The following is a 26,978-nucleotide window of genomic DNA, read 5'->3' as shown; positions in this document are numbered from 1 at the left end:
TCCATTGAATAAAGATAATTCCGCCATACGTTTCGCATAACATGAAACTTTCTTTATATCATTTGGAATATATGTCAATATACTTCCGATACTATAACAGATTGAAAATTTATCTATTGGAGGTATATAATGTCATATCCATTTCGTAACTTAGTATTTGAAGGTGGCGGAGTAAAGGGAAGCGCTTATATTGGTGCCATCCGTGCACTAAATGAAGAAGGGATTTTACCAGAAATACAACGATTTGGAGGGACTTCAGCAGGAGCGATTACTGCATTACTTTTAGGTCTTTCCATTCCATTCGCAGATCTTGTAAAAATCCACAAAGACATGAATTTCAAAGCGTTTAAAGATGATGATTTTTCGATTGTACAAGATAATATTCGTTTATTTTTTGATGGTTTTGGTATCTATAAAGGGGATTTTTTCACTGAGTGGGTAGGAAAGATTGTTGAAAAGTGGACAGGGAGTAAGGACACAACCTTTCAGCAGTTGTATGACAAAACAGGCAAAGACGTGTTTTTCCAAGGAACGAACGTTTCTACACACCAGCTTCGTACGTTTTCTCGCGAAACGACACCTGATGTCCCGCTAGTAGTTGCTGTGCGGATTTCGATGTCCATCCCATTCTTTTTTAAATCTGTGGAATGGGATAAAGATTATTATGTAGATGGAGGTGTACTCGATAACTACCCAATTCGTTTATTTGATCGGAAAAGTTTTGTGAATAAAGAAGAACACTTCACGACCACAGATACGATTGACGAGGTTAATAAACTGATAAGCAATATGGAGGATCATTCTACACTAAGAAGCTTACACACGAAATACAATGCATCTTTCTTTGATCCTACAGATGAAATTGTCTACAACAAAGAAACACTAGGTTTCCGTTTAGAATCTCAGGCCGAGGTTGCCATGTTAAAACATATCGCAACTTCAACAGAACATCATATTGGTCATTCTCTTATTCATTTTGCATGGAATTTGTCTCAAACCATGATTAAAGGTCATGAGAGCGGAAAAACAACCAAAGAAGATGCTGCCCGCACTGTATTTATCAATACATTCTTTACGCCGTCATTTAATTTCGATATCACAGAAGAAGAAAAGAAAACACTTATGAATTCAGGCTATACTTCTACTAAAGACTATCTACAGCAGTTTAATAGGTCTGAAGTAAAATTGTTTAATCGACCATAAAGCCGAGTGCAATGCACTTGGCTTTTTCAATCACCCTGTACAATACCCTAAGTAATTTTTGATATTTATTGATATAGAATCCTTATTATTAGGATTCTATTTTTTATATCAAAAATCTATAAAGAAAAAAGGCAAAATTGGCGAAAACGAACTAAAAGGTATTTTAAATGTATTTTTCAAAACACCACTAATAATGATAACGTTCGCTAAATATATGCGCTCCTTAAGTTGCATTGTAAGAAGCTTACAAACCTCCTTCTTCCAATGCAACTTAAGCGTAAATTAATTTTTTTGTAAATATGGAACAATGTCATTACTTACACTGTCTATTAAGCGTTAAAACATTTTTTATTAAATAAATTAAGAGAGGAATCATCATTTTGAACTAAGGGAGTAGATTGAATTGAAAAAATTATGGATGCTGCTTTTCGTTTGTTTCGCAGTTATGTTGGTAGGATGTAATAAAAACGAACCGCCAAAACAAGCATTTGAAGAATATATCAATTTATGGAATGATAAAAAATTTGCAAATATGTATGATCATTTATCAGATCATGCCAAAAAAACGATTTCTAAAAAGGAATTCACAGAAAAATATCAAAAAATCTATGAGGGGATCGGAGCTAAGAATTTAAAAGTAAAAATGAAAGGCGAGAGTACTAAAGATAAAGAGCTTTTTCTTTTTGAAGTTAAGATGGATACGGATGTAGGGCCAGTTTCATTCATCCATGAAGCGAAACTTGCGAAAGATAAAGAATCTTGGAAAATAGATTGGACACCAGACTTCATTTTCCCAGGGATGAAAAAAGATTACAAAGTACGTATGCAAATAGGGCAAGGAAAACGCGGAGAAATATATGATCGAAATGGAAAAGGGCTTGCAACGAATGGTAAAGCGACTGAGGTTGGAATTATTCCAGAGAAACTAGGTGAAACAGCAACGCAAACGAAAGAAATAGTAGCAAAATTACTTGATATGTCTACAGAAGAGGTCGAACAAAAGCTCACAGCGAAATGGATAAAACCAGACTCCTTTGTACCAATTGGTATTTTAAAAGAGGGAACCAGACAGAATGATTATATTGAATTAGAAGGCGTTTCATCTCGTCCAGTAAATATTCGTACGTACCCATTAGGTGAAGCAGCGGCACACTTAACTGGATATATAGGAAAGGTAAATGCGGAGGAGTTAAAATCACTTCAAAAACAAGGTTATCAAGCAGATGATTTAGTAGGTAAGACCGGTTTAGAGAAAGTGTTAGAAAATAAATTGCGTGGCGAAAAGGGTGGACGCGTATTTATAGAAGATGAGAATGGGAAAGAAATTAAACACGTAGCAAAAAAAGAAGCAAAAGAAGGAGAAAATGTTACGTTAACAATTGATGCTGCAATTCAAGAAAAAATCTTTAATGAGATGAAAACTGAAGCAGGATCTAGTGCAGCAATCAATCCTAAAACAGGTGAAACAATCGCACTTGTAAGTAGCCCTGCTTATAATCCAAATATAATAGTTAGAGGAGCATCAAAAGCCCAACGAGAAGCATGGAGTAACGACTCGAAACTACCAATGATGAATCGCTTTACACAAGCATTTGTACCAGGTTCCGTATTTAAAACGATTACAGGTGCAATTGGTTTGGAAACAAACTCATTAAATCCGAAGGAAGAATTTAAAATCCAAGGATTAAAGTGGACAAAAGATTCATCTTGGGGAAATTATTATGTAACACGTGTGAAAGATGCGAGTCCAATTGATTTTGATAAGGCAATGAAGTACTCTGATAATATTTATTTTGCTCAACAAGCTTTGAAAATAGGAAAAGATCAGTATGTAAATGAACTGAAGAAATACGGATTTTATGAAAAATTACCAATTGAATACGAATTTCCTATTTCAATCATTGCAAGAGATGGAATCAAAAATGATATTCAATTAGCAGACACCGGATACGGACAAGGACAAGTATTAATGACACCACTTCATTTAGCATTAACATACGCACCGATTGTGAATGAAGGGAATGTTCCGTCGCCGCATCTTTTAAAAGAAGAAAAAGTAGCGGGGAATTGGAAAGAAAATGTGGTTTCTAAAAAGAATCAAGAGATATTAAAGAGTGCATTAATAAAGGTCATTAATGACCCTGATGGCGCGGGGAGAATTGCTAAGGTTGATGGTGTAACGCTTGCTGGTAAAACCGGTACAGCAGAATTGAAGGATTCGAAAGAAGCAGACGGAAAAGAACTCGGATGGTTTGCGGCTTTTGATGCAAATGTGCCAGACATGATTGTTACCATGATGATTGAAGATGTAAAAGGAAGAGGAGGTAGCAATGTTCCAGGCGAAAAAGTAAAACATGTTTTTCAGAAATAATACCGTATTATAAGGTAGAATCGTCTACTAAATTCACTATATATTTGTTTAACTCGAAGGTATAAATTGGAGAAAATAAAGAATAATTAAGTTTCGAAAAAGCATTCTCCTTAATCGAGAATGCTTTTTTTATTGTGGCTCTAGAAAGTTGATACCTCATCTTTATTTTCATTTCTGAAAGACAGGCGTTGCCTAATAGTAAATAGAAGGATAGAACAAATTGAAATGGACAAGTGAGGGTAATTTTAATCTTTAACAAAACAGTTATTTGATAAAACATAAATAGAGCACACACTTAAGTACGCTCTAAGAAAAATAGGTGATACAAGCGAAGTATTGCGTGAAATTCAACAAATTATCAGAATTTTATGCGGGAACTTTTATTATTGTATACTTTACTTGTTTTTTAGTAGTATTATTCTGCCTGAAAAAAGATAAACAATGGAACAAATGAAACTTGTATCTTGTCTATATATTGAAACCATAATAAAAGTGAGGGCAGTTTTATGTTTATTCAAATAAGTTTGAGGTGTGGAAATGGAACAGACGTTTATTGAAAAGTGTAATCATGATGAGCTGGACTCTGTTATAAAAGACTATTGGCAAGATGTATGGAATTATTCATTTATTATTACGAAAGATCCACACTTATCAGATGATATCACGCAAGATGTATTTATAAAGGTTTTTAAAAATTGGAATTCATTTCGAAAGGAGTCATCTATTAAAACGTGGATATTAAAAATCACAAGAAATACGGCAATAAACTATTTGAAATCCTCCTATTTTAAAAGGATATCTTTAATAGGATTTTTTAGTGACGATAAGCAATCCCCGTCAGCAGAACAAGAATTTTTTAAGCAAGAAGAAATGAATGATGTGTGGAAGGTTGTATTAGAACTACCTAAAAAGCACCGTGAAATAATTATATTGGACGCAAAATATGAATTGTCTTACGAAGAAATGGCTGAAACGTTAGGAGTATCCATTGGAACTGTAAAATCGAGATTAAGTAGAGCGAGAAGTAAGGTTTCAAAATTAATAGGGGAGGGTAGTAGTGATGAACAATAAACAAAATCCTGACTGGTATAGAAAAATAAAAAAAGGGCCAATGGAGAATCGTAAAGATGAAGAAGAATTTATTTCTAAAATAAAGCAGTCTATATATGAAAATAATGAAGTGGATTTTATAAAACATACAAGACCATTTCGTAAAAAAGCATGGCCAATTGTAGTGGTTTTAGCTTGTACATTTTTATTTTTCATTGTTCAACAACCTTGGCTTGATGATAATAAATCACCAGTACAAAGTAGTACTCAAATTAAGCCTAAAACAAAAGATGAGTCTGCTCAAGATCCATCATTAAAACAATTTATGAATGAACTATATCAAAGTACGAACTCAAAAAATGAAAATGACCTGTACAAAACGTTAAATGATGAAGTTCTATTTAAAGGGAAGAGTTATAAGAAGGATGAACTGAAGTTTGATGAAGATATGTTTCATGAGTTGCAAGTTGCCCTTACAATGGGGGGAGAGTTTGCAAATGATACAAAGCAAGTATATAAAGTACCAAGTGGATTGACAGAAAGTAACCAACCAAACCAAGCGCATTTTATTTATGCAACTGTTACTGGAAATAAAACGAAAATTTTAGCTGAACCAAAGCGAGAATCACAAGTTTTATATGAAGTATCTAATGAAATGGTAAAAGCTTGGATTCCAGAAAAAGTGCAGAATGATGGATATATAAAAATTTCGACAATTAACGGTAATACTGGATATGTACAGAAAGAGTACGTTTTAACTGATATTAAATATTCATTTATGTTTGAAAAGAATAATGAAGGTATATGGAAAATAATAAATATAAATTCTATATGGTAAAAGAGGAAGGTTCACTTTAATGAACCTTCCTCTTTGTTTTTATTCTCTTTTTGAAGAGTATTCCAGTACTCTAAAATTTCTGATGTAACGAGAGCGGCAATGTTTTTTTCTGAATTACTACCAGGGATAACGACAGAAACGGCAATTTGTGGATCTTCCGTAGGAGCATATGCAATGAAAAGAGAGTGATTTATCATTCTTGCTTGCTCATTTGGAAAACCTGTAATACCTGTTTTACCTGCGACGTCAAAGGGCAACCTTTTAATTTCCTCTATATTTTGACTCATTCCACCTTGCACGACACTCCAAAAGTTCATCGGGTAACGATTTGAACTTTCTAAAATGGGTTTAAACTTTTTTGTTTCCTTACCATCTTGACCAATAATCGCACTTACGATTTGAGGTTTATATTTATCACCTTTACTTGCCAAAGTTGCTGCATATTGAGCGAGTTGAAGAGGAGTATGCACTTCATTTCCTCCCCAAGAGGCATTTAATAAAGCAGAGATTCCATTTTCAAACTTATTAGAAGGATGAAATTCATATTGTCCGTCTTCTTCAAAGGGTAAATCAATCCCGGTTTTGGAACGTAGGCCGAATTGCATTAAATAATCTGTCCATATATGTGCCACTTTTTCTATATTCCCATTATTTTGGTTGAATAAGGGTAGAGCTACTTTTGCTGTCATAAATGTGTTAGATGAATTAATGATAGCCTGCCTCGGTGTAATCTCACCTGTTGGCGTTCCGGGTGCATTCGTAATGTTATTTTGATTATCATACTGAAAAGTACCTTTATCTAAATAAGTATCTTCAGGTTGAAAAAGCTTTTCATTTAATCCAATTAAAATAGTAAGTGGCTTTATAGTAGAAGCCATATTTACATAAGATTCACCATACTTTAATTTTTGAATTGCTTTATTTTGCGAAAGTGATTTTATGTTTTCTATTTTAGGTGATACATGTGTATTTAATATATTGGGATCAAAAGCTGCCGAGTTGGCCATAGTTAAAATTGCGCCAGTTTTTGCATCGCTCACTACAGCATAACCAGCATTTGCATCGCGTAATTTCTTAATTTGAGATCTTAATGCTTCCTCTGTTTTTTGCTGCAACTTAGAGTCTAAAGCTAGCCGGATATCTTTTCCTTTTTGTACGTTTTGAATGTTCCAGAAGAGCTTTTTATTACCAATCTTAAAAATAAGAGTTTTACCTGGTTTTCCTTTTAAATCATTTTCATATTGCAGCTCAATCCCGCTTTTTCCAACAAGCATATGTTTTGAATTAAGGTCATTTTCTACATACCCAATTACCTGTGAACCAATTTCGTGTTTAGGATAATATCGAATCCATTCATCTTTAATTATTACATTATTGGGTTTTTTTTTGTTTATGAATGCAAGTTCATTCTCAGTTATATCAGAGTATAACGGTATATCATTCATAGTTTGCTTTTTACAAGATTGTTGTAATTGAGATTTTATGTTCTCTGTAGAAATATCAAGTTGAAACTCGCTTGAAAATTGATTGAAAAAAGCTAATGTGTTTGCTGTATCTTGTTTCGATAGCTTTTCATCATTAGAAGTGCAATATAGAGATTTAACTTTCTTATTTGTAGCGAGTATTACACCGTTTTGATCGGAAATTTTTCCTCTTTCAGCTGAAGAAGTTGCGATAGTAATTGAAATGAAGTTGATTTTTAATAAAATTAGTAAAATCAAACCTACAATAGAAAGAACCGCAAAAAATCTCCATCTTTTTGTATGTAACATATAACCCTCCCTTATGTAGCCTATTTCATCTTATAGTTAATTATTTTTTTTGTAAATGTGGAACAACTTTATTGTTTAGATTGTCTATTAAGTATTACAGCATGAAGAAAGGAACAATCAGTATGAAAATTTACTAGCAAGTCTATGTATAAGTTTAATAAGAGTCATTATAGAGTTTAGCATTTCTAATGCAAGCGACAAAAAAATAGAGAGAAAACAGGAAGGGAGAGTTATTAATTACGTAGCTAAACGAACAGGAATGGATGCTTACAAGGATTAAGCAAAAAATTGAGACGATATTTATAACCGGTTATCGGTATCTAATATACAAGGAATGCTTTTAGTATTTGTAGCAATTCCTGAAAGGATTAAATGGAGGGTTTATGAAAGAACAAAAAGGAAAGAAGCAGAAGACATATATATCTATTCGATTAAATATAATGTTCCTTTGCATATTTTTACTATTCTCAGCTATTATTATGCAGCTAGGAAAAGTACAAATCGTTGAGGGAGAGGCTTATAAGAACCAAGTGGAAAGTAGTCAAAATGCAATAACTAGTATTCCAGTTCCACGTGGACAAATTTTAGATCGTGAAGGGAAAACAGTCGTTAATAATAAATCTCTTCGCACAATTACGTATACAAGAGTAAAGGGGATTACGAGTGAAGATATTTTAAAAACAGCAAAAGACTTGGCGAAAGTACTTGAAATGCCCGAACAAGATATAAATAAGTTAACCGATATCGATAAAAAGGATTTCTGGATGCAGTTAAATAAGAAACGTGCGGAGACAATGATTACTAAAAAAGATATAGAAAAGTTTAAAGAAAAGGGAATAGAGGGAAAAGAGTTAGATAAAAAAATTGAAGAATTAAGACGAGGCCGCGTTACAGAAGCTGAATTGGCAGAATTAACAGCACAAGACTTAAAGGTGTTAGCTATTAAAAGTAAAATGAATTCAGGTTATCAACTGACACCACAAATTATTAAAAAAGATGTAACAGATCAAGAGTATGCGCGGATAAGTGAAAAACTTGCGGAGTTTCCAGGGGTAGATGCAACTGTTGATTGGGAACGTAATTATGTAAATGGTAATTTATTTCGTTCCGTGTTAGGTAATATTACGAGTAGTGAAGAAGGATTACCGAAAGAAAACTTAGATTCTTATTTAGTACGTGGATATAACCGTAATGATCGTGTAGGAAAAAGTTATATTGAACAACGATATGAAGATGTATTACACGGTACAAAAGAAGAAGTGAAAAACATTACTGATAAATCAGGAAACATTATAAACACAGAAATAATTTCTAAAGGAAAAAGTGGTAATAGTTTAACATTAACGATTGATATGGAATTACAAAAGAAAGTGGAAGAAAGTATAGAAAAAAACTTGAGAGCTTTTAAGAGTTCAGAGCCGCTGCTCGATCGAGCTTTTGTCGTCATGACAAATCCGAATAACGGACAGATTTTATCTATGGCGGGCAAAAAGATTGTAGATAAAGAAGGCAAGATGGAGATTGAAGATCTGGCATTAGGTAACATGACAACTTCGTATGAGCTAGGGTCAGCTGTAAAAGGTGCTACTTTATTAACTGGATATGAGACAGGGGCAATACATCCAGGAGATCAATTTTATGACGCACCGATGAAATTTAAAGGTACACAAGCTAAGAAATCGTGGAATGTATCCGGATTTGGTAATATTAATGATTTACGAGCTCTACAAGTATCCTCGAATGTATACATGTTCCAGACAGCTTTAAAAATTGCGGGAGTTAATTACGTACCAAATGGTTCATTGGATATTAAACAAGGAGCATTTGATACGATGCGCTATTATTTCAAGCAATTTGGTTTAGGTGTCCCAACAGGTATTGATTTACCGAATGAAATAATTGGACAAACGAGAAAAGTAGATAGTCAACCAGGGTTTTTACTAGACTTTTCTATCGGTCAGTATGATACGTATACGCCATTGCAATTGGCGCAATATATTTCAACGATTGCGAATGGTGGTTATAGAATGCAACCTCAAATTGTACAAGAAATACGAGAGCAATCAATAAAAGAAGAGGTTGGCAAAGTTATTCGCTCCGTAGAGCCTGTCGTATTAAATCGAATTGATATGAAGAAAGAACATATCGATCGGATAAAAGAAGGATTTAGATGGGTATTCCAAGAAGGTGATGGAACTGGCGTGAAGTATTTCAAAAATGCTCCATATAAACCAGCAGGAAAGACAGGAACAGCCCAAACTGTATATGGTGGGGATGATCCAATTGGTAGAAATGCAAAAGGAGAACGTATGGAATGTTACAATTTAACATTAGTCGGATATGCTCCATATGATAATCCAGAAGTAGCGTTTTCCGTAGTAGTTCCATGGCTTCATGATGATAAAAATGGAATTAATTCTATAATTGGAAAGGAAGTTTTGGATGTATACTTTGATTTGAAGCAGCAACGTATACAGGGTGGAGCTACTAGTACAGATAGTTCTAAGCAAAATTAGTAAGATTTTAGTACTTTTCTCAGGGAAGAGACCATGTTTATATAAAGGTATTTATAAGTGAAAAAATGAGGTGTGAAATAAGAGATAGCGGCGCTCGTAGCTGCTATCTCTTATTTTTATTAATATCTTGGCTACTAGTTAAAAAGTTTTAAATTTATGGAACAAACTTGTTTCTTAGATGGTCTATTATGTGTATGTATAAAAACAGATGTTGAAAATTTGAAAGGAATGATGATTTTGAAAAATAAGAGGATGCTAAAAATAGGAATATGTGTTGGTATATTAGGTTTAAGTCTTACAAGCATAGAAGCTTTTACAGGAGGGGTACTGCAAGTTGAAGCGAAAGAAAAGCCAGGGCAAGTGAAACATAAAAATCATGCCACGTATAAAGAATTCTCTCAACTAGAGAAAAAATTTGATGCTCGATTAGGTGTATATGCGATTGATACTGGTACAAATCAAACAATCGCTTATCGACCTAACGAAAGATTTGCCTTTGCATCAACTTACAAGGCGTTAGCAGCAGGAGTATTGCTACAGCAAAACTCAATTGATAAATTAAATGAAGTCATCAAATTTACGAAAGAAGACTTAGTGGATTATTCACCTGTTACAGAGAAACATGTAGATACTGGAATGACACTAGGAGAAATTGCTGAGGCTGCTGTTCGTTACAGTGATAATACTGCAGGGAACATTTTATTTCATAAAATAGGCGGACCGAAAGGATATGAAAAGGCGCTTAGAAAGAATGGCGACCGGGTTACCATGTCAGATCGTTTTGAAACAGAATTAAACGAAGCTATTCCAGGAGACATTCGAGACACTAGTACAGCGAAAGCAATTGCTACGAACCTTAAAGCTTTTACAGTCGGAAATGGGCTTCCAGATCATAAACGTAACATTCTTACAGAGTGGATGAAAGGAAATGCTACAGGAGACAAACTTATTCGTGCAGGCGTACCAACTGACTGGGTAGTTGGAGATAAATCAGGTGCTGGCAGTTACGGGACAAGAAATGATATTGCTATTGTTTGGCCGCCAAATAGAGCACCAATCATCATCGCAATTTTATCTAGTAAAGATGAGAAAGAGGCTACCTATGATAATCAACTAATTGCAGAAGCAGCTGAAGTTATAGTTAAGGCTCTTAGGTAATAATCTCTCAATTCTTTATGTAATGTAATTGAAAATAAGAACTTGGAAAGCGATTCTTTTTAATGTGAAAAGAGTCGTTTTTTGTATTTCTATAATGAATAGTAAGTATATAAGAAAAAATTATTATTTCCTAGACATTTTATCCACTAAAGTGCATGAGGGGAGTTTTCTTCTATGTGTTAGTAGCAATATGATTATTATGTATACGGTAATAATCATATTTTGACGTAGTTAAGCTAAATACTTTCTGTATAGATATGTAATTTTAAAATAGGGTGTTTGTAAAACGCGCTTATTTTATAAAAAACTTAAATAATCATACATTATGTATCTTAATTTCATAGAAAGAAAAAATATTAACTAATGGAATTATATTTTAGTTTTAGGTATATTATAATTGACTGAATGAGTATATCGGTCAGTTGGTGCTGTTTTGAAACTTGTAAAGTTACACTCATCATGTTTGTGGAATTGATCTCATGAACTACAGTTTGGATGTTGTGGGATAGATAAGTGGACGGAAGGAATTTAAACTCTTGGGAGTTGACAGGGGCTGACTGCTTAAAAATGATTGAATCTTATAGACAGGGGGAGGTGGAACATCCAGTAGTTTTTGTCTGTGGTCTATTAACAATAATTTCATGGTGTTTAAATGGTAAAGCGGATAACGTATTTTTAGGGTAATGCATGATTAGTAGTTATAAGAAACCATACATATACTGTTTAGCGTGTTAGTGCTCTCTGATCAAGTATAGGAAGTTGTAGTTTGAGAGAAGTTACATAGTAGGTGTGACAATAAGATTAAAGAAGCGGATGTAATTATGAAATGAAAAAAAGAGAAAAATGTGTGAAATGAGGAATTGAGATGGGAAGTATAAGGAAGAAAAATGTTAATAAATTCAAAAAAATATCACAAGCAATTTTGATTGTAATTGGAGCATTTATAACCGCGTATGGATTAGAGGCTGTACTCATTCCTAATAATGTCTCAGATGGTGGTGTAACAGGTGTAAGTATCGTTAGCTCTCAGCTATTTGGGTTACCGTTAGGTCTTCTAATTGGATTTATTAATATTCCATTTGTTTGGCTAGGTTATAAACAAATTGGTAGAGGATTTGCAATTTATTCAGTTATTGGTATTATCTCACTTGCAATAGGTACTGTGGTTATGCATAATGTGCCTACAATTATTGAAGGAGATACATTGTTAGTTACTGTTGTTGGTGGTGTGATTATCGGCTTCGGTATGGGATTGGCACTTCGTAATGGCGGAGCGTTAGATGGAATTGATATGCTAGCGGTATTGTTGTCTAGGAAATTACCGTTTGGTACAAGTGACCTTATCTTGTTTTTAAATATGTTCGTATTTATTTTTGTGTCAACAGTATTCGGTCTTCAAGGTGGAATTTTATCAGCAATTGCTTACTTTATTGCTTCTAAAGTGATTCATATTATTGAAGTAGGATTAAGTGGATCTAAAACATTTAAAATTGTTACAAAAGAACCTAAATTAATGATAGATACAATCTGGGAACGACTCGGAAGAAATGCAATCTATAATGAAATTTATGGTGGTTCTGCGAAAGAAGCTTATAAAGAAGTTAGTTGTGTTATCAGTCGTTTAGAAGAAAATAAAATGAAGGAACTTATTCATGAAATTGATGAAAATGCCTTTGTCACTGTATATGATGTTGCGGAAGTACAAGGTGGAAACTTTAAAAAGCATGATATCCATTAAGGGTATTAACCAAGTTAAATATTTTATACAAAGTTGATTATTGGAAAAGATAAAAACCCTCTTATTACATATAGATAGACATCTAGTATGTAATAAGAGGTACCTGGAAGGTACATAGAACGAAAACTAAGATATTCGTACGAACTCAAAAAGCCGAAATTCCTTAACTTAGGAATTTCGGCTTTGATGTTATATGATAGAGTTGCTATTAGAACAGAACCGGGCATGTTTACTTCAACAGAATGATATAAGTTCTTCAGTTCCTGAAATTAGAAACTTGTACTTGATTATCTTAGTTAAATCGTTTCCCTTTAAAAGAGAACAGAAAAATCTATTGGAATGTTTATTGAGAATTGTAGTACTGATTTAGATTTTAGGAGGAAATATGAGCAGGAAGACTAAAAAAATTATATTACTTATTGCTACATTAGTAGGTTTTAGTATCTTTTTATATTTACAGAACAATTTAATAAGTGTAACTGAGGTTAAAATAACTTCTAGTAAAATCCCCTCCTCTTTTAAAGGGTATAAAATCCTACAAATTTCAGATTTACACAATAAACAATTTGGCGATAATCAAGATGTGTTAGTTCAAAAAGTAAAAAGCATAGACCCAGATATTATTGCAATTACAGGTGATCTAATTGACAGTAAATCATACGATGCAAAAGTTAGTATGGAATTAATACGAGAAATTGTAAAGAAGTATCCTGTATATTTTGTGACAGGAAACCATGAACAATGGTCTGGAAAATATAACAGTTTAGAAAAAGAGTTGAAGAAATATGGTGTCAATATTTTAAGAAATGAACATGTAAGCATTCGAAAGGGTGGGCAAGAAATAAACTTACTAGGTATTGATGATCCAGAGTTTGTTACTGGAAACCATGACGAAGGAAATATTATAATAGATGAAATTAAAAAAGCGAAAATTGAAATGCAGCCAGATAGATATAATGTATTATTATCCCATAGGCCTGAATTTATAAAGGAATATACGAATGAGCGAGTGGATTTGGTTTTATCGGGACATGCTCATGGAGGACAAGTTCGATTGCCATTTATCGGAGGAATTGTTGCTCCGAATCAAGGCATACTGCCTACATATACAGCGGGTTTATATGTAGAAGAAAATACATCGATGGTAGTTAGTAGAGGATTAGGAAATAGTATCATTCCGCAAAGAATTTTTAATAGACCGGAACTTGTAGTCGTACAGTTAAATTAAGCTGTACGATTTTTTTTTATGCAAAATGAGTAAAGGTGCCTCCTTTATTTTGTACAAGTTTACATTACAATTTTGTTAAAAATTTTCTACGTTACATAAAGTAACAAAATCTGACCTGAAGAGTTTGTTATAGTGTAAATAATCAAAAAAACTTAAAAATTAGTCGAGTGAAAAGTGTGATACGGAAATTGTATAAAAAACTTAAAGGGGTGTACACATGCATAAAGAATATGAAATTGAAGAGTATACGGCGATTGAAGAACAGATACATTATTATTGTAAATGTTTATTAGTAACTCATCCGGATCAAATTGTAAAGTATTTAGAAAAAAGGTTAGAAAAATACGCAGAAACGTTACAATATGCGCATTTATATCCCGACACAGTTATTTTACCGTTACAGCAATTAGTTATCGAATATTCTTTAGACGTTGCTAGAATTCGGAAGTATATGAATTTAAAAACTTAAAGTGAAATGTATAATGTAAATGAAACAGAGTCGACATTNNAATGTCGACTCTGTTTCATTGTTTCATATTGTTGAGTGAAAATAAATATTAATTAATGAATTTTGACATACAATTACGCAAGAGTAAAATAAAAGTGAGTACTCACTCATTTTATTGGAAAAGGGGGATGAAACGTGCAACAACCTTCCATTATTTTACGGACTGTAGCGAAAAGTTTTGGAAAAAAAGAGGTTTTACATGATCTTTCATTGCAAGTTGAAAAAGCAGAGATTTTTGGTTTAGTTGGACCTTCCGGATCTGGGAAAACAACACTCATTAAAATGATTGCAGGTATTAATGAGACAACGAAAGGTGAAGTGCTTGTTTACAACACAAATATGCCTAATTTAAATGAAATGAAAAGAATTGGTTATATGGCCCAGGCTGATGCATTATACGAAGAATTGTCAGCATATGAAAATGCAGATTTTATAGCAACGATGTATGGATTAAAGGGAAAACATAAAAAGACAAGAATCGCAGAGGTTTTTGAACTTGTACAAGTATCACAGTACATGAAAAAGCAAGTACAGCAATTTTCAGGTGGGATGAAAAAACGCTTATCATTAGCGATAGCACTCCTTCATGAACCGGAAATATTAATTTTAGATGAGCCTACAGTGGGGATAGATCCGCTTCTTAGAAAAACGATTTGGGAAAAGTTTTATGACCTTAAAAAGAAAGGCACGACCATTATTGTAACAACGCACATAATGGATGAAGCTGAGTTTTGTGAGCGTCTAGGGCTGATTAGAGAAGGAAAGCTAGTTGCGACTGGAACACCTGAAGAATTGAAAAAACGCGTGTCATCTGGACGGATTGAAGATGTCTTTTTGCTGGAAGAGGTGTCTGAATCATGAGAGTTACTGGTGTAATCATTCGTATTATTCGTCAATTTTTCCGAGATAAGCGTTCGTTAGCAATGATGTTTGGAGCACCCATGTTATTACTTTGGCTATTGTCGTTAGTGTTTACACAGAAAGACTATATACCGCAAATTGCTGTTGTTGATATGCCCGCTCAAATAGTAAAAGTGATGAAAAATCAAGAAGTGTCAATATATGAATACAGTAAAGAAAAGGCGATTTCTGAGTTGGAAAAACAAAAGGTAGATGCAGTACTTCGTATAGAGAATGGGAAAATCAATCTTCTGTTGGAAGGTAGTGATTCATCAAAAAATCGTGCTGTACTCCAAGTATTGCAAAAGAGCACGGAGAAAAATGATGTATCGATTATGAAATCTGAAGTGAATTATTTACATGGATCTAAAGACTTTACGATGTTTGATGGGCTTGGACCCGTATTAATTGGTTTCTTTACATTTTTCTTTGTATTCATATTATCAGGTGTATCTTTCGTAAGAGAGCGTTTAAGTGGTACGCTAGAAAGATTATTATCCACCCCGGTAAGAAGATGGGAAATAGTCGCAGGGTATATTATTGGTTTTGGAATCTTTGCATTTATACAATCCATTATTATCGTAAGTTTTTCCGTTTATATTTTAGATTTATATGTAGCTGGCTCCATATGGCTAACGCTACTTATCACATGTATGCTCTCTTTAACTGCACTAACATTAGGTACGTTTTTATCGGCATACGCAAATAATGAATTTCAAATGATTCAATTTATACCGCTTGTTATTGTGCCACAAATCTTCTTTTCTGGATTGTTTCCAATGGAATCTATGAACAAGTGGCTACAAATGTTAGGGAAAGTATTTCCACTCACATACGGCGCTGATGCAATGAGACAAGTGATGATTCGGAATCAAGGGTTTACAGAGATTGCATTAGATCTTACTGTCTTATTACTTTTTTCACTATTATTTGCAGTAGGAAATGTATTTGCTTTAAAGAAACATCGCAAAATATAATAGTGAAAAAAGGAGCTATATAAATGCAGAAGGATTGGCTGGAGGAATTAATCGCTGCAACTAATACGGATAAACGAAATGAACGCCAAATGCGTATATTAGAGGCGGCTGTTGATATGTTTGGAGAAAAAGGATACGCTTCAACGTCAACAAGTGAAATTGCAAAGCGGGCTGGTGTAGCGGAAGGAACAATCTTCCGCTACTATAAGACGAAAAAAGAGCTATTACTAGCGGTCGTAATGCCAACATTAACTAAGTTCGCTGCACCATTTTTCGTACAAGCCTTCGCAAAAGAAATATTTAAATCGGAGTATGAATCGTATGAAGGACTATTAAGGGTTGTCATTCATAATAGATTTAAATTTGCTCAAAAACACTTTCCTATGATAAAAATATTAATTCAAGAAGTACCATTTCAACCAGAGCTGAAAAATGAAATACAACAATTAGTAGAAACAGAACTGTTTTCACATTTCAAAAAGTTGATTGTGAAGTTTCAAGAAGAAGGAGAAATTATTGAGATACCGTCATCTTCCGTATTACGTCTTACTTTATCAGCTGTATTAGGTTTATTATTAACACGATTTTTATTATTGCCTGAAGAAAAATGGGATGATGAAGTGGAAATTGAAAATACGATTCAATTTATATTGTATGGATTAACGCCAAGGAGGTAATGTGATGCGCCACTTTGCTAAACCTAAAATTGTTGTAAGTAAATGTTTAGAATTTGATGCCTGTCGTTACAATGGAGAGATGGTACCAGATATAACGGTTCGAAACTTGCAGCCATTTGTTACTTTTATCCCTGTTTGTCCAGAGGTAGAGATTGGTTTAGGAATTCCTCGCGAAACAATACGAATTGTGGAAGAAAATGATAAGAATAGGCTCATACAACCATCGACAAGAGAAGACGTTACTGAAAAAATGGAACAATTTTCAAACGCGTTTTTTCAATCTATATCTGATGTTGACGGTTTTATTTTGAAGAATCGTTCTCCAAGTTGCGGAACTCGTGACGTGAAAATCTATTCCAGTCTTGAAAAAGGACCTGTAAAAGGAACGGGAATATTTGGTGGAGCAATAGTAAAAAAATTTTCACATCTTCCTATTGAAGAGGAAGGCAGATTGTCGAATTTTATTATTAGAGAGCATTTCTTTACAAGATTATTTACAATCGCATATTACAAAATGATTAAACATAATAAAAGTATGAAAAACCTTGTGTCGTTTCAGTCGGACAATAAGTATTTATTTATGGCATATAATCAGGTGAAACAAAAGGAATTAGGGCGCATTATTGCAAATCACAAAAATGAAAAGATTGAAGTGGTATTTGAAAACTATGAGAAGACTTTATATGAATTATTTATGCGCGTGCCCCGCTATACATCGAATGTAAATGTATGTGAGCACATTTTTGGATATTTTAAAACAAAACTAAAAAAACAAGAAAAAGATCATTTTTTAGAGTTGATACAAAGGTATATAGAAAAGAAAATACCACTTAGTAGTTTACTTACAATTTTAAAATCATGGGCCATTCGATTTGATGAAAAGTATTTATTAAGACAAACATATTTCGAACCATACCCTGAAGCATTAGTAGAAATTTCTGATTCGGGAAAAGGTAGAGATTATTAAACAATAAATTACATAATTCGACACAAAACCTCCTATGTTGTTGTAGAACAATGTAGGAATTTTTTTGTGCATTAGTACAGAATCTGTTTTAAAATTAAGTTATGACAGAATTATAGCAATTGTCTAACTAATATTCTTGTCTTTTAAGTTGTTATGTTTGTAGTAGAAACTCGCACGCTGTCGAAACTCAATATTCGATAAGGGGTGTGTAGCGGAATGGAATTTACTCTAACTCGCGAAAAACAAATGATTAAAGAAATGGTACGTGACTTTGCTGAAAAGGAAATCGCACCGAAAGCTGTATATTATGACAAAACTGCAGAGTTTCCATATGAAACATTTCAAAAAATGGGCGAACTAGGGTTACTAGGTATCCCATTCCCAGAAGAGTATGGAGGTTCAGGCGGCGATACGGTATCGTACGCATTAGCAGTTGAAGAAATTGGTCGCGCTTGTGGTGGCACAGGCTTAAGTTATGCTGCAACCATTTCATTAGGTGCTTCTCCAATTTATTATTTCGGTACAGAAGAACAAAAACAAAAGTATTTAGTTCCAATGGCGTCAGGTAAAACATTAGGCGCTTTCGGATTAACAGAGCCAAATGCTGGATCTGATGCAGGTGGCACTCAAACGAAAGCGGTATTAGATGGCGATGAGTATGTAATTAGTGGTGAGAAGTGTTGGATTACAAACGCAGAGTATGCAAATACCATTATTGTAACCGCTATCAATGGTGTTGAAGAGAATGGTAGAAAACGCATTTCAGCATTTATCGTACCAACTACAAGTGAAGGATTAACTATTTCTAGTCCTTACGATAAAATGGGCGTTCGCGCTTCTAATACTTGTGAAATCGTACTTGATGGTGTTCGTGTACCGAAAGAAAATATTCTTGGTGATGTAAATAAAGGATTTAAACAATTTTTATACACACTTGATGGAGGACGTATTTCAATTGCTGCATTAGCTGTAGGTATTGCGCAATCTGCATTTGAACGTGCGCTGCAATATGCGAAAGAACGTCAACAATTTGGAAAGTCAATTTCTAATTTCCAGGCGATTCAATTTAAATTAGCTGATATGGCCACTGAAGTAGAGCTAGCGCGTAATTTAGTACATAAAGCAGCTTGGTTAAAAGATAACGATAAACCTTTCGGTAAAGAAGCGGCAATGGCAAAATTATTTGCATCTGAAGCAGCAAGCCGCATTGCGAATCAAGCAGTACAGATTCATGGTGGATATGGCTATATGCGTGAATATGAAGTTGAACGACATATTCGTGATGCAAAACTATTAGAAATTGGTGAAGGAACTTCTGAAATTCAACGTCTCGTAATTGCTAGACATTTAGGATGTAGATAAAAAGGAGGAATCACTATGTTTCAAAAAATATTAATTGCGAATCGCGGGGAAATCGCAGTACGTATTATGAAAACTTGTCAAAAACTTGGCATTCGCACTGTCGCGATTTATTCAGAAGCAGATGAAAATGCACTTCATGTAAAAATGGCAAACGAAGCTTACTTAGTAGGTGGACCACGCGTTCAAGAAAGCTATTTAAACCTTGAAAAGATTATTGAAATAGCTAAGAAGACAAATACAGAAGCGATTCATCCAGGTTACGGATTATTATCAGAAAATCCAACTTTTCCGATTCGTTGTAAAGAAGAAGGAATCGTATTTATCGGTCCTTCAGAAGAAATCATTACGAAGATGGGAAGTAAAATTGAATCACGTATCGCAATGCAAGCAGCAGATGTCCCAGTAGTTCCAGGGATTACTACAAATATTGAAACTGCTGAAGAGGCAATTGAAATTGCAAAACAAATTGGTTATCCATTAATGCTTAAGGCATCCGCAGGCGGCGGAGGCATTGGAATGCAGTTGATGGAAACTGAGCAAACGCTCACCAAAGCATTTGAAAGTAACAAAACAAGAGCGCAAAATTTCTTTGGTAATGGAGAAATGTATTTAGAGCGCTATATAGCAGACGCACATCACATTGAAATTCAGCTTTTAGCAGATACACATGGTAACACAGTGTATTTATGGGAGCGTGAATGTTCTGTACAGCGCCGAAATCAAAAAGTAATCGAAGAAGCACCTTCACCATTTTTAGACGAAGGTACACGAAAAGCGATGGGAGAAGTGGCTGTCCAAGCTGCGAAAGCACTTGGCTATACAAATGCAGGTACAGTTGAGTTTCTTGTAGATGATCAGAAGAACTTCTATTTCTTAGAGATGAATACGAGATTACAAGTAGAGCATCCAGTGACAGAAGAAATTACGGGATTAGACCTTGTAGAACAACAACTTCTTATCGCAAGTGGTGAGAAACTGTCGTTTACACAGGATGATGTAAAGCGTAGTGGTCATGCCATTGAGGCACGTATTTATGCGGAGGATCCGAAAACATTCTTCCCATCACCTGGGAAAATTACAGATTTAACATTACCGTCAAATGTACGTATTGATCACTTCATAGAAAATCATGTAACAATTACACCTTTCTATGATCCAATGATTGCGAAAGTTATTGCACATGGCGAGACTCGTGAGGAAGCAATTTCGAAATTACATGATGCTCTAGAAGAATTAAAAGTAGAAGGTATTAAAACGAACACACCAATGCTACTGCAAGTTTTAGAAGATGATGTGTTTAAAAGTGGTATTTATACAACGGGTTTTGTAACGAAACAACTCGTTAAGAAATAAGATTTAACAATATTAAGGGGGAAAAAATGATGACGAAAGTATACGCATCGATGGCAGGAAACGTTTGGAAGATTGTTGTAGGAGTAGGAGATACAGTAGAGGAAGAGCAGGATGTCGTCATTTTAGAATCTATGAAAATGGAAATTCCAATCATTTCAGAAGAAGCTGGTACAGTTATGAAAATTAATGTGCAAGAAGGCGATTTTGTAAATGAAGGAGATGTATTATTAGAAATTGAATAGGGAGATATAGGGGGAAGCGACTTGAAACTACCTAATTTTGCTGTCATTAAAGAAGTAGGACCACGTGATGGTTTACAGAATGAAAAAAAGATTGTTGGCACAAAAGATAAAGTAAAATGGATTCAACTACTTACAGAAGCAGGATTGTCGTATGTTGAAGTTTCCTCATTCGTTCACCCAAAATGGGTCCCTGCATTAGCGGATGCAAATGATGTATTTTCTGAGCTGAAAAGGGATCCTAATGTTACATATGCTGCGCTTGTTCCAAATCAAAATGGTTTGGAACGAGCTTTTTTGCAAAATGTAGATGAGGTGAATGTTTTTTTATCAGCAAGTGAATCTCATAATAAAAGTAATATTAATAAATCAATTAAAGAAGCATTAACTGTCATTGAAGATATAACAAAACAGGCAACATTCGAAGGGAAAAAGGTTAGGGGTTATGTTTCTACTGTATTTGGATGTCCGTATGAGGGAGATATAAGTGTTGAAGCAGTTGATGAAATATGTAATCAACTATTTTCATACGGTATTTATGAAGTTTCTCTCGGTGACACGATTGGTGTAGCGAATCCATTACAAGTAGAACAAGTATTAGAATATCTATTAAAGAAGTATGATGCTTCGCAGTTTGCAATGCATTTTCATAATACGTATGGAATGGCTCTAGCAAATGTAGTTAAGTCATTAGAATACGGTATTACAACGTTTGATAGTTCTTGTGGTGGACTCGGGGGTTGCCCATATGCACCAGGAGCATCAGGTAATGTTGCTACTGATGACCTAGTACATATGCTTCATAAATTAGGAGTCCAAACAAATATAGACGAAGAAAAGTTATTGAGAGCTAGTCAATTTATTCAAAGTAAGTTAAATATCCAATTACCGAGTCATGTGTATAGAGCGCTTCAACATAAAACGATAAGTAGGTGAGTAAATGCTACAATTACAAAACATTTCCGTTGATTACGTAACACCTCACGTAGTAAAGATTTCGCTAAATCGTGCAAGACAAGCAAACTCATTATCTTTGGCATTATTAGATGAATTACAAACTATATTAACTCAAATAAGTGAAGAGGCAAATACACGTGTAGTTATTTTGACTGGTGCTGGTGAAAAAGCATTTTGTGCGGGTGCAGATTTAAAAGAACGTGCCGATATGAATGAAGAACAAGTTCGATATGCCGTTAGTATGATTCGTACTACGATGGAAATGGTCGAACAATTACCACAGCCAGTTATCGCCGCTATAAATGGAATTGCACTTGGTGGTGGTACGGAGTTAAGCTTAGCTTGTGATTTTAGAATTGTTGCTGAATCTGCAAGTCTTGGTCTTACTGAAACGACACTAGCAATTATACCAGGAGCAGGTGGTACACAGCGCTTACCAAGGTTAATTGGAGTTGGTAGAGCGAAAGAATTAATTTATACAGGTAGACGTATTTCAGCGCAAGAAGCAAAAGAATATGGTTTAGTAGAATTTGTTGTACCAGCCCATTTACTTGAAGAGAAAGCGATTGAAATAGCAGAGAAAATTGCTAGTAATGGACCTATTGCTGTTCGATTAGCAAAAGAGGCAATTTCAAATGGTATTCAAGTTGATTTACATACCGGATTACAAATGGAAAAACAAGCGTATGAAGGTGTAATCCATACGAAAGATCGCATAGAAGGATTACAGGCATTCAAGGAAAAACGCAAACCGATGTATAAGGGGGAGTAAATATGTTAGATCAAAAACAACAATCTAATTCATTTGAAGAACGAGTTGAAACGATTAAACAAGGCGGGGCACCGAAATATCATGAACAAAATAAAGCAAAAGGAAAATTATTTGTTCGAGATCGTTTAGCACTTCTATTTGATAATGGGGAATATGTAGAAGATGCACTATTTGCAAACTGTGAACAAACAGGATTACCTGCGGACGGCGTTGTAACGGCAACGGGTAAAATACATGGTCGTACTGCGTGCGTAATGGCAAATGATTCAACTGTAAAAGCTGGATCATGGGGAGCACGTACAGTTGAAAAAATTCTACGTATTCAAGAAACAGCAGAAAAATTACGTGTACCGTTATTTTATTTAGTCGACTCTGCTGGAGCGCGTATTACAGATCAAGTAGAAATGTTCCCAGGGCGCCGCGGTGCAGGAAGAATATTCTATAACCAAGTGAAATTATCTGGTAAAGTTCCGCAAATTTGTTTACTATTTGGACCTTCTGCAGCAGGTGGTGCATATATCCCAGCCTTTTGTGATGTTGTTATGATGGTGGAAGGAAATGCATCTATGTATTTAGGGTCCCCGCGTATGGCTGAAATGGTTATCGGTGAGAAGGTAACTTTAGAAGAAATGGGCGGAGCTCGTATGCATTGCTCTGTATCAGGATGCGGAGATGTTTTATGTAAAACAGAAGAAGATGCGATTACGCAAGCAAGACAATACATTTCATATTTTCCAAGCAACTACTTAGAAAAGACTCCTTTGATTACACCTCAAGAACCGAAACAGTTCGATAAAACGTTAGAACAAATCATTCCAGAAAATCAAAATGCACCATTTAATATGAAAGATCTCATTAATAGAGTTATTGATGAAGGATCTTTCTTTGAAGTGAAAAAACTATTTGCTCAAGAGCTAATTACAGGTTTGGCACGCATTGATGGTAAACCAGTTGGTATTATTGCAAATCAGCCGCGTATGAAGGGCGGCGTATTATTCCACGATTCTGCTGATAAGGCAGCTAAATTTATTAATTTATGTGATGCGTATCATATTCCATTATTATTCCTTGCGGATGTACCAGGATTTATGATTGGTACAAAAGTAGAGCGCGCTGGTATTATTCGTCACGGTGCAAAAATGATTTCCGCAATGAGTGAAGCTACTGTACCGAAAATTTCAATTGTGGTTCGAAAAGCATATGGAGCTGGTTTATATGCAATGGCAGGTCCAGCATTTGAACCGGATTGCTGCCTTGCATTACCGACAGCTTCTATCGCAGTAATGGGGCCTGAAGCAGCAGTTAACGCTGTATATGCAAATAAAATTGCAGCTTTACCAGAAGAAGAGCGTGCAAGCTTCATTGCTGAAAAGCGTGAAGAGTATAAGAAAGATATTGATATATACCATTTGGCATCAGAGATGGTCATTGATGGTATTGTTCATCCTAATAATTTACGAGAAGAGTTAAAAGGGCGTTTCGAAATGTATATGAGTAAATATCAAGTATTCACGGATCGTAAACATCCAGTATATCCAGTTTAAAAGCCCTATTTAGGGCTTTCTTGCTCAAAAAGTTAAGGAGGGGAAAACATTGAAACAAGCAGTTTGGTTTCCAACAGAAGAGTATAAAGAAAAAACGCGTTTATATGGTTGGATGAAATCATTAGGCTATGAAGATTACGAAGCTTTTTATAATAAGTCAATTGAAGAAACAGCGTGGTTTTGGGGAGAGGCTGAAAAAGCAGTTGGCTATCAATGGATGAAACCTTATACAGAAGTGTTAGATTTAGAGAATGGTACGCCATTTGCACAGTGGTATAATGACGGAACATGTAACGTTGTAGAATCAGTTTTATCAAGATGGCTTGCAGATGATGAAACGAGAACGCAACCAGCACTTCAGTATGAAGGGGAAAATGGAACTTCAAAATCATTTACATATGAAGAGCTTGACAGCTGGATAAGTCGTGTTGCGAACGGTTTGAAACATGCTGGTATTGAAAAAGGCGATCGTGTAACAATTTATATGCCGATGATTCCAGAAACAGTTGTTGCGATGTTAGCTGTTATGAAAATCGGTGCAATTATTTCACCAATATTTTCAGGCTTTGCGTCTGATGCAGTAATGACACGTGTGCAAGCGGCAGGTTCAAAAATGATTATTACTGCAGATGGTTTTTCACGCCGAGGTAAAATTGTTTCATTGAAAGACGAAGTAGATAAAGCTTGTGAACATTGTCCAACTGTTGAGAAAGTTGTTATCGTTCGTCATGCAGGAAATGATTTTACACCGCATAATTATGATTTCTCATGGAGTACGTTAGAAAAAGAAAAGCCATTTGTACATGCTGAAGAAATGAATAGTGATGATCCATTAATGCTCATTTATACATCAGGAACGACTGGAAAACCAAAAGGAACAGTGCATACACACGCTGGATTTCCATTAAAGGCAGCTTTTGATGCAGGGTTTGGAATGAATATAAAACAAGGCGACCGTGTATTATGGGTTACTGATATGGGCTGGATGATGGGACCATTTCTATTATTCGGTTCACTCATAAATGGAGCAACGATGGTTATGTACGAAGGTGTTCCAGACTTCCCAGAAGCAGATCGGTTATGGGAGACAGTTGATAAATATGAAATTACTCATCTAGGTATTTCGCCAACGTTAATTCGAGCATTAATGGCAAAAGGTGATGAGTATGTCAATAAACATTCTTTAAAGAGTTTGGAAGTATTCGCATCAACAGGAGAACCTTGGAATCCAGATCCTTGGATGTGGCTATTTGAAACGGTTGGAAAAAGTAATGTACCAATTTGTAACTATTCAGGCGGAACTGAAATTTCTGGTGGGATTTTCGGAAACGTCCTTATTAAACCAATTGCACCGATTAGCTTTAACGCTTCTTTACCAGGAATGGCAGCGGTTGTGCTTGATGATCAAGGTAACCCAATTCGTGATGAAGTTGGAGAATTATGTTTGGAAAAACCTTGGGTTGGTATGACGAAAAGCTTCTGGGAAGACGATGAGCGTTACGTGAACACATATTGGTCACGTTTTGAAAATAAATGGGTCCACGGTGACTGGGTTATTTACGATGGTGAACAATATATCATTACGGGACGTTCAGACGATACGTTAAATATCGCAGGTAAACGTATTGGACCTGCTGAATATGAATCTATTCTTGTGAAGCATAATGATGTAATAGAAGCTGCTGCAATTGGTGTACCTGACGATGTAAAAGGTGAAGTTTGTCATTGCTTTGCGGTATTACGAGAAAGTGTAATATTTACGGAAGATTTAAAGAAAGAATTAATGAGTTTAGTAAACTCTCATATTGGAAAAGCGTTGTGTCCTAAAGACATCCACGTTGTAGAAGATTTACCGAAAACACGTAACTCTAAAGTAATGCGACGTGTTATTAAAGCAGCTTACTTAGGAAAAGAATTAGGTGATTTGTCGTCACTTGTAAATCCGGAAGTAGTTCCATATATTCAGGGGCTACAGTCTAGTAAATTATAAAATTAGGAATGAGCTCTATTTACATAGAGCTCATTTTTAATGTTTATAAAAAGAGAAGAAGTAAATTTGATGAAGAAGAAAATTTCTACTATTAGTGTTAAGTATGTCTGTTTTATAGTTTTTATTAAAATATGATACTGTGGCGTGTTAATTCATGGGAGTAATTAAATTTGAAAGGCACATCCAAATGATAAAAAAGAGCACTATAAAAATCAGTGCTCTTTTTATCAGAAATTGGTTAGCTCTTAAAAATAAAATCATTACGGACAATTCACAATGGTAATAATGACGCTAGCCATTGTTCCAGGAGAATCAAGAAGTGAAGCAGTAACGGTTACTGTTCCAGGCCCATTAGCGGCTAGAAATACAGCGGTAAAGTTACCTGAAGCATTGGTAATGACAGCAAGAGGAACCATGAAAGCAAGAGATGGGTTACTAAATGAAAAACTGACCACTACCCCTGGAGTAGGACTACCGTTTACTAATACTTGACCCGAAAAAAATAACGTATTATTTCCTTGAGTGGATACACATGCTGTGGTTGCGTTAGAAGTCAGGGTAATAGATGCAGGCCCAGCAGGAAGATTAAATCCAGTAGGTCCGGTAGGCCCAGTAGGCCCGGTAGGCCCAGTAGGCCCAGTAGGCCCAGTAGGCCCAGTAGGTCCGGTTGACCCAGTAGGTCCGGTTGACCCAGTAGGTCCGGTAGGCCCAGTAGGTCCGGTAGGCCCAGTAGGTCCGGTTGACCCAGTAGGTCCGGTTGACCCAGTAGGCCCGGTTGACCCAGTAGGCCCAGTTGATCCGGTTGATCCAGTAGCTCCTGTAGAACCGGTGGGACCGGTAGGGAATTGAAAGGGTTGA

23 protein-coding genes and 1 pseudogene are annotated in these 26,978 nt (G+C 35.1%); 22 read left to right on the top strand and 2 right to left on the bottom strand.

Annotated features, from left to right (window positions below):
• Nucleotides 1–129 precede the first annotated feature (129 nt).
• From COK05_RS24775 to COK05_RS24760, 4 genes are all read left to right on the top strand, one after another.
• Entirely contained in the window at nucleotides 130–1,203 is a 1,074-nt protein-coding gene (locus COK05_RS24775) for a patatin-like phospholipase family protein (protein ID WP_098614657.1), read from the top strand.
• Between the two features lie 403 nt (nucleotides 1,204–1,606).
• Nucleotides 1,607–3,574, top strand: a complete 1,968-nt coding sequence (locus tag COK05_RS24770; RefSeq protein ID WP_098614656.1) for a penicillin-binding transpeptidase domain-containing protein — start codon at nucleotides 1,607–1,609, stop codon at nucleotides 3,572–3,574.
• Between the two features lie 537 nt (nucleotides 3,575–4,111).
• Complete coding sequence (locus tag COK05_RS24765) at nucleotides 4,112–4,645, top strand: RNA polymerase sigma factor (RefSeq protein WP_141539243.1); 534 nt, start codon at nucleotides 4,112–4,114, stop codon at nucleotides 4,643–4,645.
• Nucleotides 4,635–5,462 carry an SH3 domain-containing protein gene (locus tag COK05_RS24760; RefSeq protein WP_098614654.1) on the top strand — a complete coding sequence of 276 codons (828 nt, stop codon included), beginning with the start codon at nucleotides 4,635–4,637 and terminating at the stop codon, nucleotides 5,460–5,462. The genes COK05_RS24765 and COK05_RS24760 overlap by 11 nt, the downstream gene beginning before the upstream one ends.
• An 11-nt stretch (nucleotides 5,463–5,473) precedes the next feature.
• Here COK05_RS24760 and COK05_RS24755 read toward each other — a convergent pair whose 3' ends face one another.
• Nucleotides 5,474–7,234: a peptidoglycan D,D-transpeptidase FtsI family protein gene (locus COK05_RS24755; RefSeq protein WP_098614653.1), complete on the bottom strand. Its 1,761-nt coding sequence runs from the start codon at nucleotides 7,232–7,234 to the stop codon at nucleotides 5,474–5,476.
• A gap of 383 nt (nucleotides 7,235–7,617) precedes the next feature.
• On the opposite strand from COK05_RS24755, the gene COK05_RS24750 reads away from it, so the two are divergent.
• Entirely contained in the window at nucleotides 7,618–9,750 is a 2,133-nt protein-coding gene (locus COK05_RS24750; RefSeq protein WP_098614652.1) for a peptidoglycan D,D-transpeptidase FtsI family protein, read from the top strand.
• Between the two features lie 231 nt (nucleotides 9,751–9,981).
• Nucleotides 9,982–10,908, top strand: a complete 927-nt coding sequence (gene bla, locus COK05_RS24745; protein ID WP_440898757.1) for a class A beta-lactamase Bla1 — start codon at nucleotides 9,982–9,984, stop codon at nucleotides 10,906–10,908.
• 7 nt (nucleotides 10,909–10,915) lie between these two features.
• On the opposite strand, the pseudogene COK05_RS31875 reads toward bla, so the two are convergent.
• Nucleotides 10,916–10,990: pseudogene (locus COK05_RS31875) on the bottom strand (undecaprenyl-diphosphatase); the annotation flags it as partial.
• A gap of 783 nt (nucleotides 10,991–11,773) precedes the next feature.
• On the opposite strand from COK05_RS31875, the gene COK05_RS24740 reads away from it, so the two are divergent.
• The 16 genes from COK05_RS24740 to COK05_RS31865 all read left to right on the top strand — a co-directional run bounded on the left by COK05_RS24740 (nucleotide 11,774) and on the right by COK05_RS31865 (nucleotide 26,969).
• On the top strand, nucleotides 11,774–12,646 hold the full coding sequence (locus COK05_RS24740; RefSeq protein ID WP_098614651.1) for a YitT family protein: 873 nt from the start codon (nucleotides 11,774–11,776) through the stop codon (nucleotides 12,644–12,646).
• 385 nt (nucleotides 12,647–13,031) lie between these two features.
• A complete protein-coding gene (locus COK05_RS24735) occupies nucleotides 13,032–13,874 on the top strand; it encodes a metallophosphoesterase (protein ID WP_098614650.1) in 843 nt (280 codons plus the stop codon).
• Nucleotides 13,875–14,091: 217 nt separating this feature from the next.
• Nucleotides 14,092–14,343 carry a hypothetical protein gene (locus tag COK05_RS24730; RefSeq protein ID WP_098614649.1) on the top strand — a complete coding sequence of 84 codons (252 nt, stop codon included), beginning with the start codon at nucleotides 14,092–14,094 and terminating at the stop codon, nucleotides 14,341–14,343.
• 174 nt (nucleotides 14,344–14,517) lie between these two features.
• Nucleotides 14,518–15,243, top strand: a complete 726-nt coding sequence (locus tag COK05_RS24725; RefSeq protein WP_098614648.1) for an ABC transporter ATP-binding protein — start codon at nucleotides 14,518–14,520, stop codon at nucleotides 15,241–15,243.
• Nucleotides 15,240–16,259 carry an ABC transporter permease gene (locus COK05_RS24720; protein WP_098614647.1) on the top strand — a complete coding sequence of 340 codons (1,020 nt, stop codon included), beginning with the start codon at nucleotides 15,240–15,242 and terminating at the stop codon, nucleotides 16,257–16,259. The genes COK05_RS24725 and COK05_RS24720 overlap by 4 nt, the downstream gene beginning before the upstream one ends.
• A 23-nt stretch (nucleotides 16,260–16,282) precedes the next feature.
• Nucleotides 16,283–16,936 (top strand): TetR/AcrR family transcriptional regulator, encoded by a 654-nt coding sequence (locus COK05_RS24715; protein WP_098614646.1) that lies wholly within the window; start codon nucleotides 16,283–16,285, stop codon nucleotides 16,934–16,936.
• Between the two features lie 4 nt (nucleotides 16,937–16,940).
• Nucleotides 16,941–17,903 carry a YbgA family protein gene (locus COK05_RS24710; protein WP_098614645.1) on the top strand — a complete coding sequence of 321 codons (963 nt, stop codon included), beginning with the start codon at nucleotides 16,941–16,943 and terminating at the stop codon, nucleotides 17,901–17,903.
• Between the two features lie 216 nt (nucleotides 17,904–18,119).
• Nucleotides 18,120–19,265, top strand: coding sequence for an acyl-CoA dehydrogenase (locus tag COK05_RS24705; protein ID WP_088058029.1), 1,146 nt, complete (start codon nucleotides 18,120–18,122; stop codon nucleotides 19,263–19,265).
• Nucleotides 19,266–19,280: 15 nt separating this feature from the next.
• Nucleotides 19,281–20,618, top strand: coding sequence for an acetyl-CoA carboxylase biotin carboxylase subunit (locus COK05_RS24700; protein ID WP_098614644.1), 1,338 nt, complete (start codon nucleotides 19,281–19,283; stop codon nucleotides 20,616–20,618).
• Between the two features lie 26 nt (nucleotides 20,619–20,644).
• Nucleotides 20,645–20,860, top strand: a complete 216-nt coding sequence (locus tag COK05_RS24695) for an acetyl-CoA carboxylase biotin carboxyl carrier protein subunit (RefSeq protein WP_001987345.1) — start codon at nucleotides 20,645–20,647, stop codon at nucleotides 20,858–20,860.
• 21 nt (nucleotides 20,861–20,881) lie between these two features.
• Nucleotides 20,882–21,793: a hydroxymethylglutaryl-CoA lyase gene (gene mvaB, locus COK05_RS24690; protein ID WP_098614643.1), complete on the top strand. Its 912-nt coding sequence runs from the start codon at nucleotides 20,882–20,884 to the stop codon at nucleotides 21,791–21,793.
• Between the two features lie 4 nt (nucleotides 21,794–21,797).
• Nucleotides 21,798–22,586 carry an enoyl-CoA hydratase gene (locus COK05_RS24685; protein WP_098614642.1) on the top strand — a complete coding sequence of 263 codons (789 nt, stop codon included), beginning with the start codon at nucleotides 21,798–21,800 and terminating at the stop codon, nucleotides 22,584–22,586.
• 2 nt (nucleotides 22,587–22,588) lie between these two features.
• Nucleotides 22,589–24,130: an acyl-CoA carboxylase subunit beta gene (locus COK05_RS24680; RefSeq protein WP_098614641.1), complete on the top strand. Its 1,542-nt coding sequence runs from the start codon at nucleotides 22,589–22,591 to the stop codon at nucleotides 24,128–24,130.
• A 49-nt stretch (nucleotides 24,131–24,179) separates the two neighbouring features.
• The gene (locus tag COK05_RS24675) at nucleotides 24,180–26,120 is read left to right on the top strand and encodes an AMP-binding protein (RefSeq protein ID WP_098614640.1); all 1,941 of its coding nucleotides are present in this window, start codon (nucleotides 24,180–24,182) and stop codon (nucleotides 26,118–26,120) included.
• Nucleotides 26,121–26,396: 276 nt separating this feature from the next.
• Nucleotides 26,397–26,612 (top strand): hypothetical protein, encoded by a 216-nt coding sequence (locus COK05_RS31870; RefSeq protein WP_000236251.1) that lies wholly within the window; start codon nucleotides 26,397–26,399, stop codon nucleotides 26,610–26,612.
• 45 nt (nucleotides 26,613–26,657) lie between these two features.
• Complete coding sequence (locus COK05_RS31865) at nucleotides 26,658–26,969, top strand: hypothetical protein (RefSeq protein WP_255290352.1); 312 nt, start codon at nucleotides 26,658–26,660, stop codon at nucleotides 26,967–26,969.
• The last annotated feature ends 9 nt before the right edge of the window (nucleotides 26,970–26,978 follow it).

Origin of the sequence: Bacillus cereus, from assembly GCF_002567495.1 — a bacterium.
In the GTDB taxonomy this organism is placed as follows: domain Bacteria; phylum Bacillota; class Bacilli; order Bacillales; family Bacillaceae_G; genus Bacillus_A; species Bacillus_A cereus_AQ.
This window is presented reverse-complemented; position numbering and strand designations above follow the sequence as displayed.

What these genes read in the sequence shown, in the direction of transcription:
- COK05_RS24715 (WP_098614646.1), top strand. Translation starts at nt 16,283, where the DNA reads ATGCAGAAGGATTGGCTGGAGGAATTAATCGCTGCAACTAATACGGAT.
- COK05_RS24750 (WP_098614652.1), top strand. Translation starts at nt 7,618, where the DNA reads ATGAAAGAACAAAAAGGAAAGAAGCAGAAGACATATATATCTATTCGA.
- COK05_RS24740 (WP_098614651.1), top strand. Translation starts at nt 11,774, where the DNA reads ATGGGAAGTATAAGGAAGAAAAATGTTAATAAATTCAAAAAAATATCA.
- COK05_RS24735 (WP_098614650.1), top strand. Translation starts at nt 13,032, where the DNA reads ATGAGCAGGAAGACTAAAAAAATTATATTACTTATTGCTACATTAGTA.
- COK05_RS24720 (WP_098614647.1), top strand. Translation starts at nt 15,240, where the DNA reads ATGAGAGTTACTGGTGTAATCATTCGTATTATTCGTCAATTTTTCCGA.
- bla (WP_440898757.1), top strand. Translation starts at nt 9,982, where the DNA reads ATGATTTTGAAAAATAAGAGGATGCTAAAAATAGGAATATGTGTTGGT.
- COK05_RS24680 (WP_098614641.1), top strand. Translation starts at nt 22,589, where the DNA reads ATGTTAGATCAAAAACAACAATCTAATTCATTTGAAGAACGAGTTGAA.
- COK05_RS24710 (WP_098614645.1), top strand. Translation starts at nt 16,941, where the DNA reads ATGCGCCACTTTGCTAAACCTAAAATTGTTGTAAGTAAATGTTTAGAA.
- COK05_RS24705 (WP_088058029.1), top strand. Translation starts at nt 18,120, where the DNA reads ATGGAATTTACTCTAACTCGCGAAAAACAAATGATTAAAGAAATGGTA.
- COK05_RS24730 (WP_098614649.1), top strand. Translation starts at nt 14,092, where the DNA reads ATGCATAAAGAATATGAAATTGAAGAGTATACGGCGATTGAAGAACAG.
- COK05_RS24765 (WP_141539243.1), top strand. Translation starts at nt 4,112, where the DNA reads ATGGAACAGACGTTTATTGAAAAGTGTAATCATGATGAGCTGGACTCT.
- COK05_RS24685 (WP_098614642.1), top strand. Translation starts at nt 21,798, where the DNA reads ATGCTACAATTACAAAACATTTCCGTTGATTACGTAACACCTCACGTA.
- COK05_RS24700 (WP_098614644.1), top strand. Translation starts at nt 19,281, where the DNA reads ATGTTTCAAAAAATATTAATTGCGAATCGCGGGGAAATCGCAGTACGT.
- COK05_RS24755 (WP_098614653.1), bottom strand. Translation starts at nt 7,234, where the DNA reads ATGTTACATACAAAAAGATGGAGATTTTTTGCGGTTCTTTCTATTGTA.
- COK05_RS24775 (WP_098614657.1), top strand. Translation starts at nt 130, where the DNA reads ATGTCATATCCATTTCGTAACTTAGTATTTGAAGGTGGCGGAGTAAAG.
- COK05_RS31870 (WP_000236251.1), top strand. Translation starts at nt 26,397, where the DNA reads ATGGTAATAATGACGCTAGCCATTGTTCCAGGAGAATCAAGAAGTGAA.
- COK05_RS24760 (WP_098614654.1), top strand. Translation starts at nt 4,635, where the DNA reads ATGAACAATAAACAAAATCCTGACTGGTATAGAAAAATAAAAAAAGGG.
- COK05_RS24695 (WP_001987345.1), top strand. Translation starts at nt 20,645, where the DNA reads ATGATGACGAAAGTATACGCATCGATGGCAGGAAACGTTTGGAAGATT.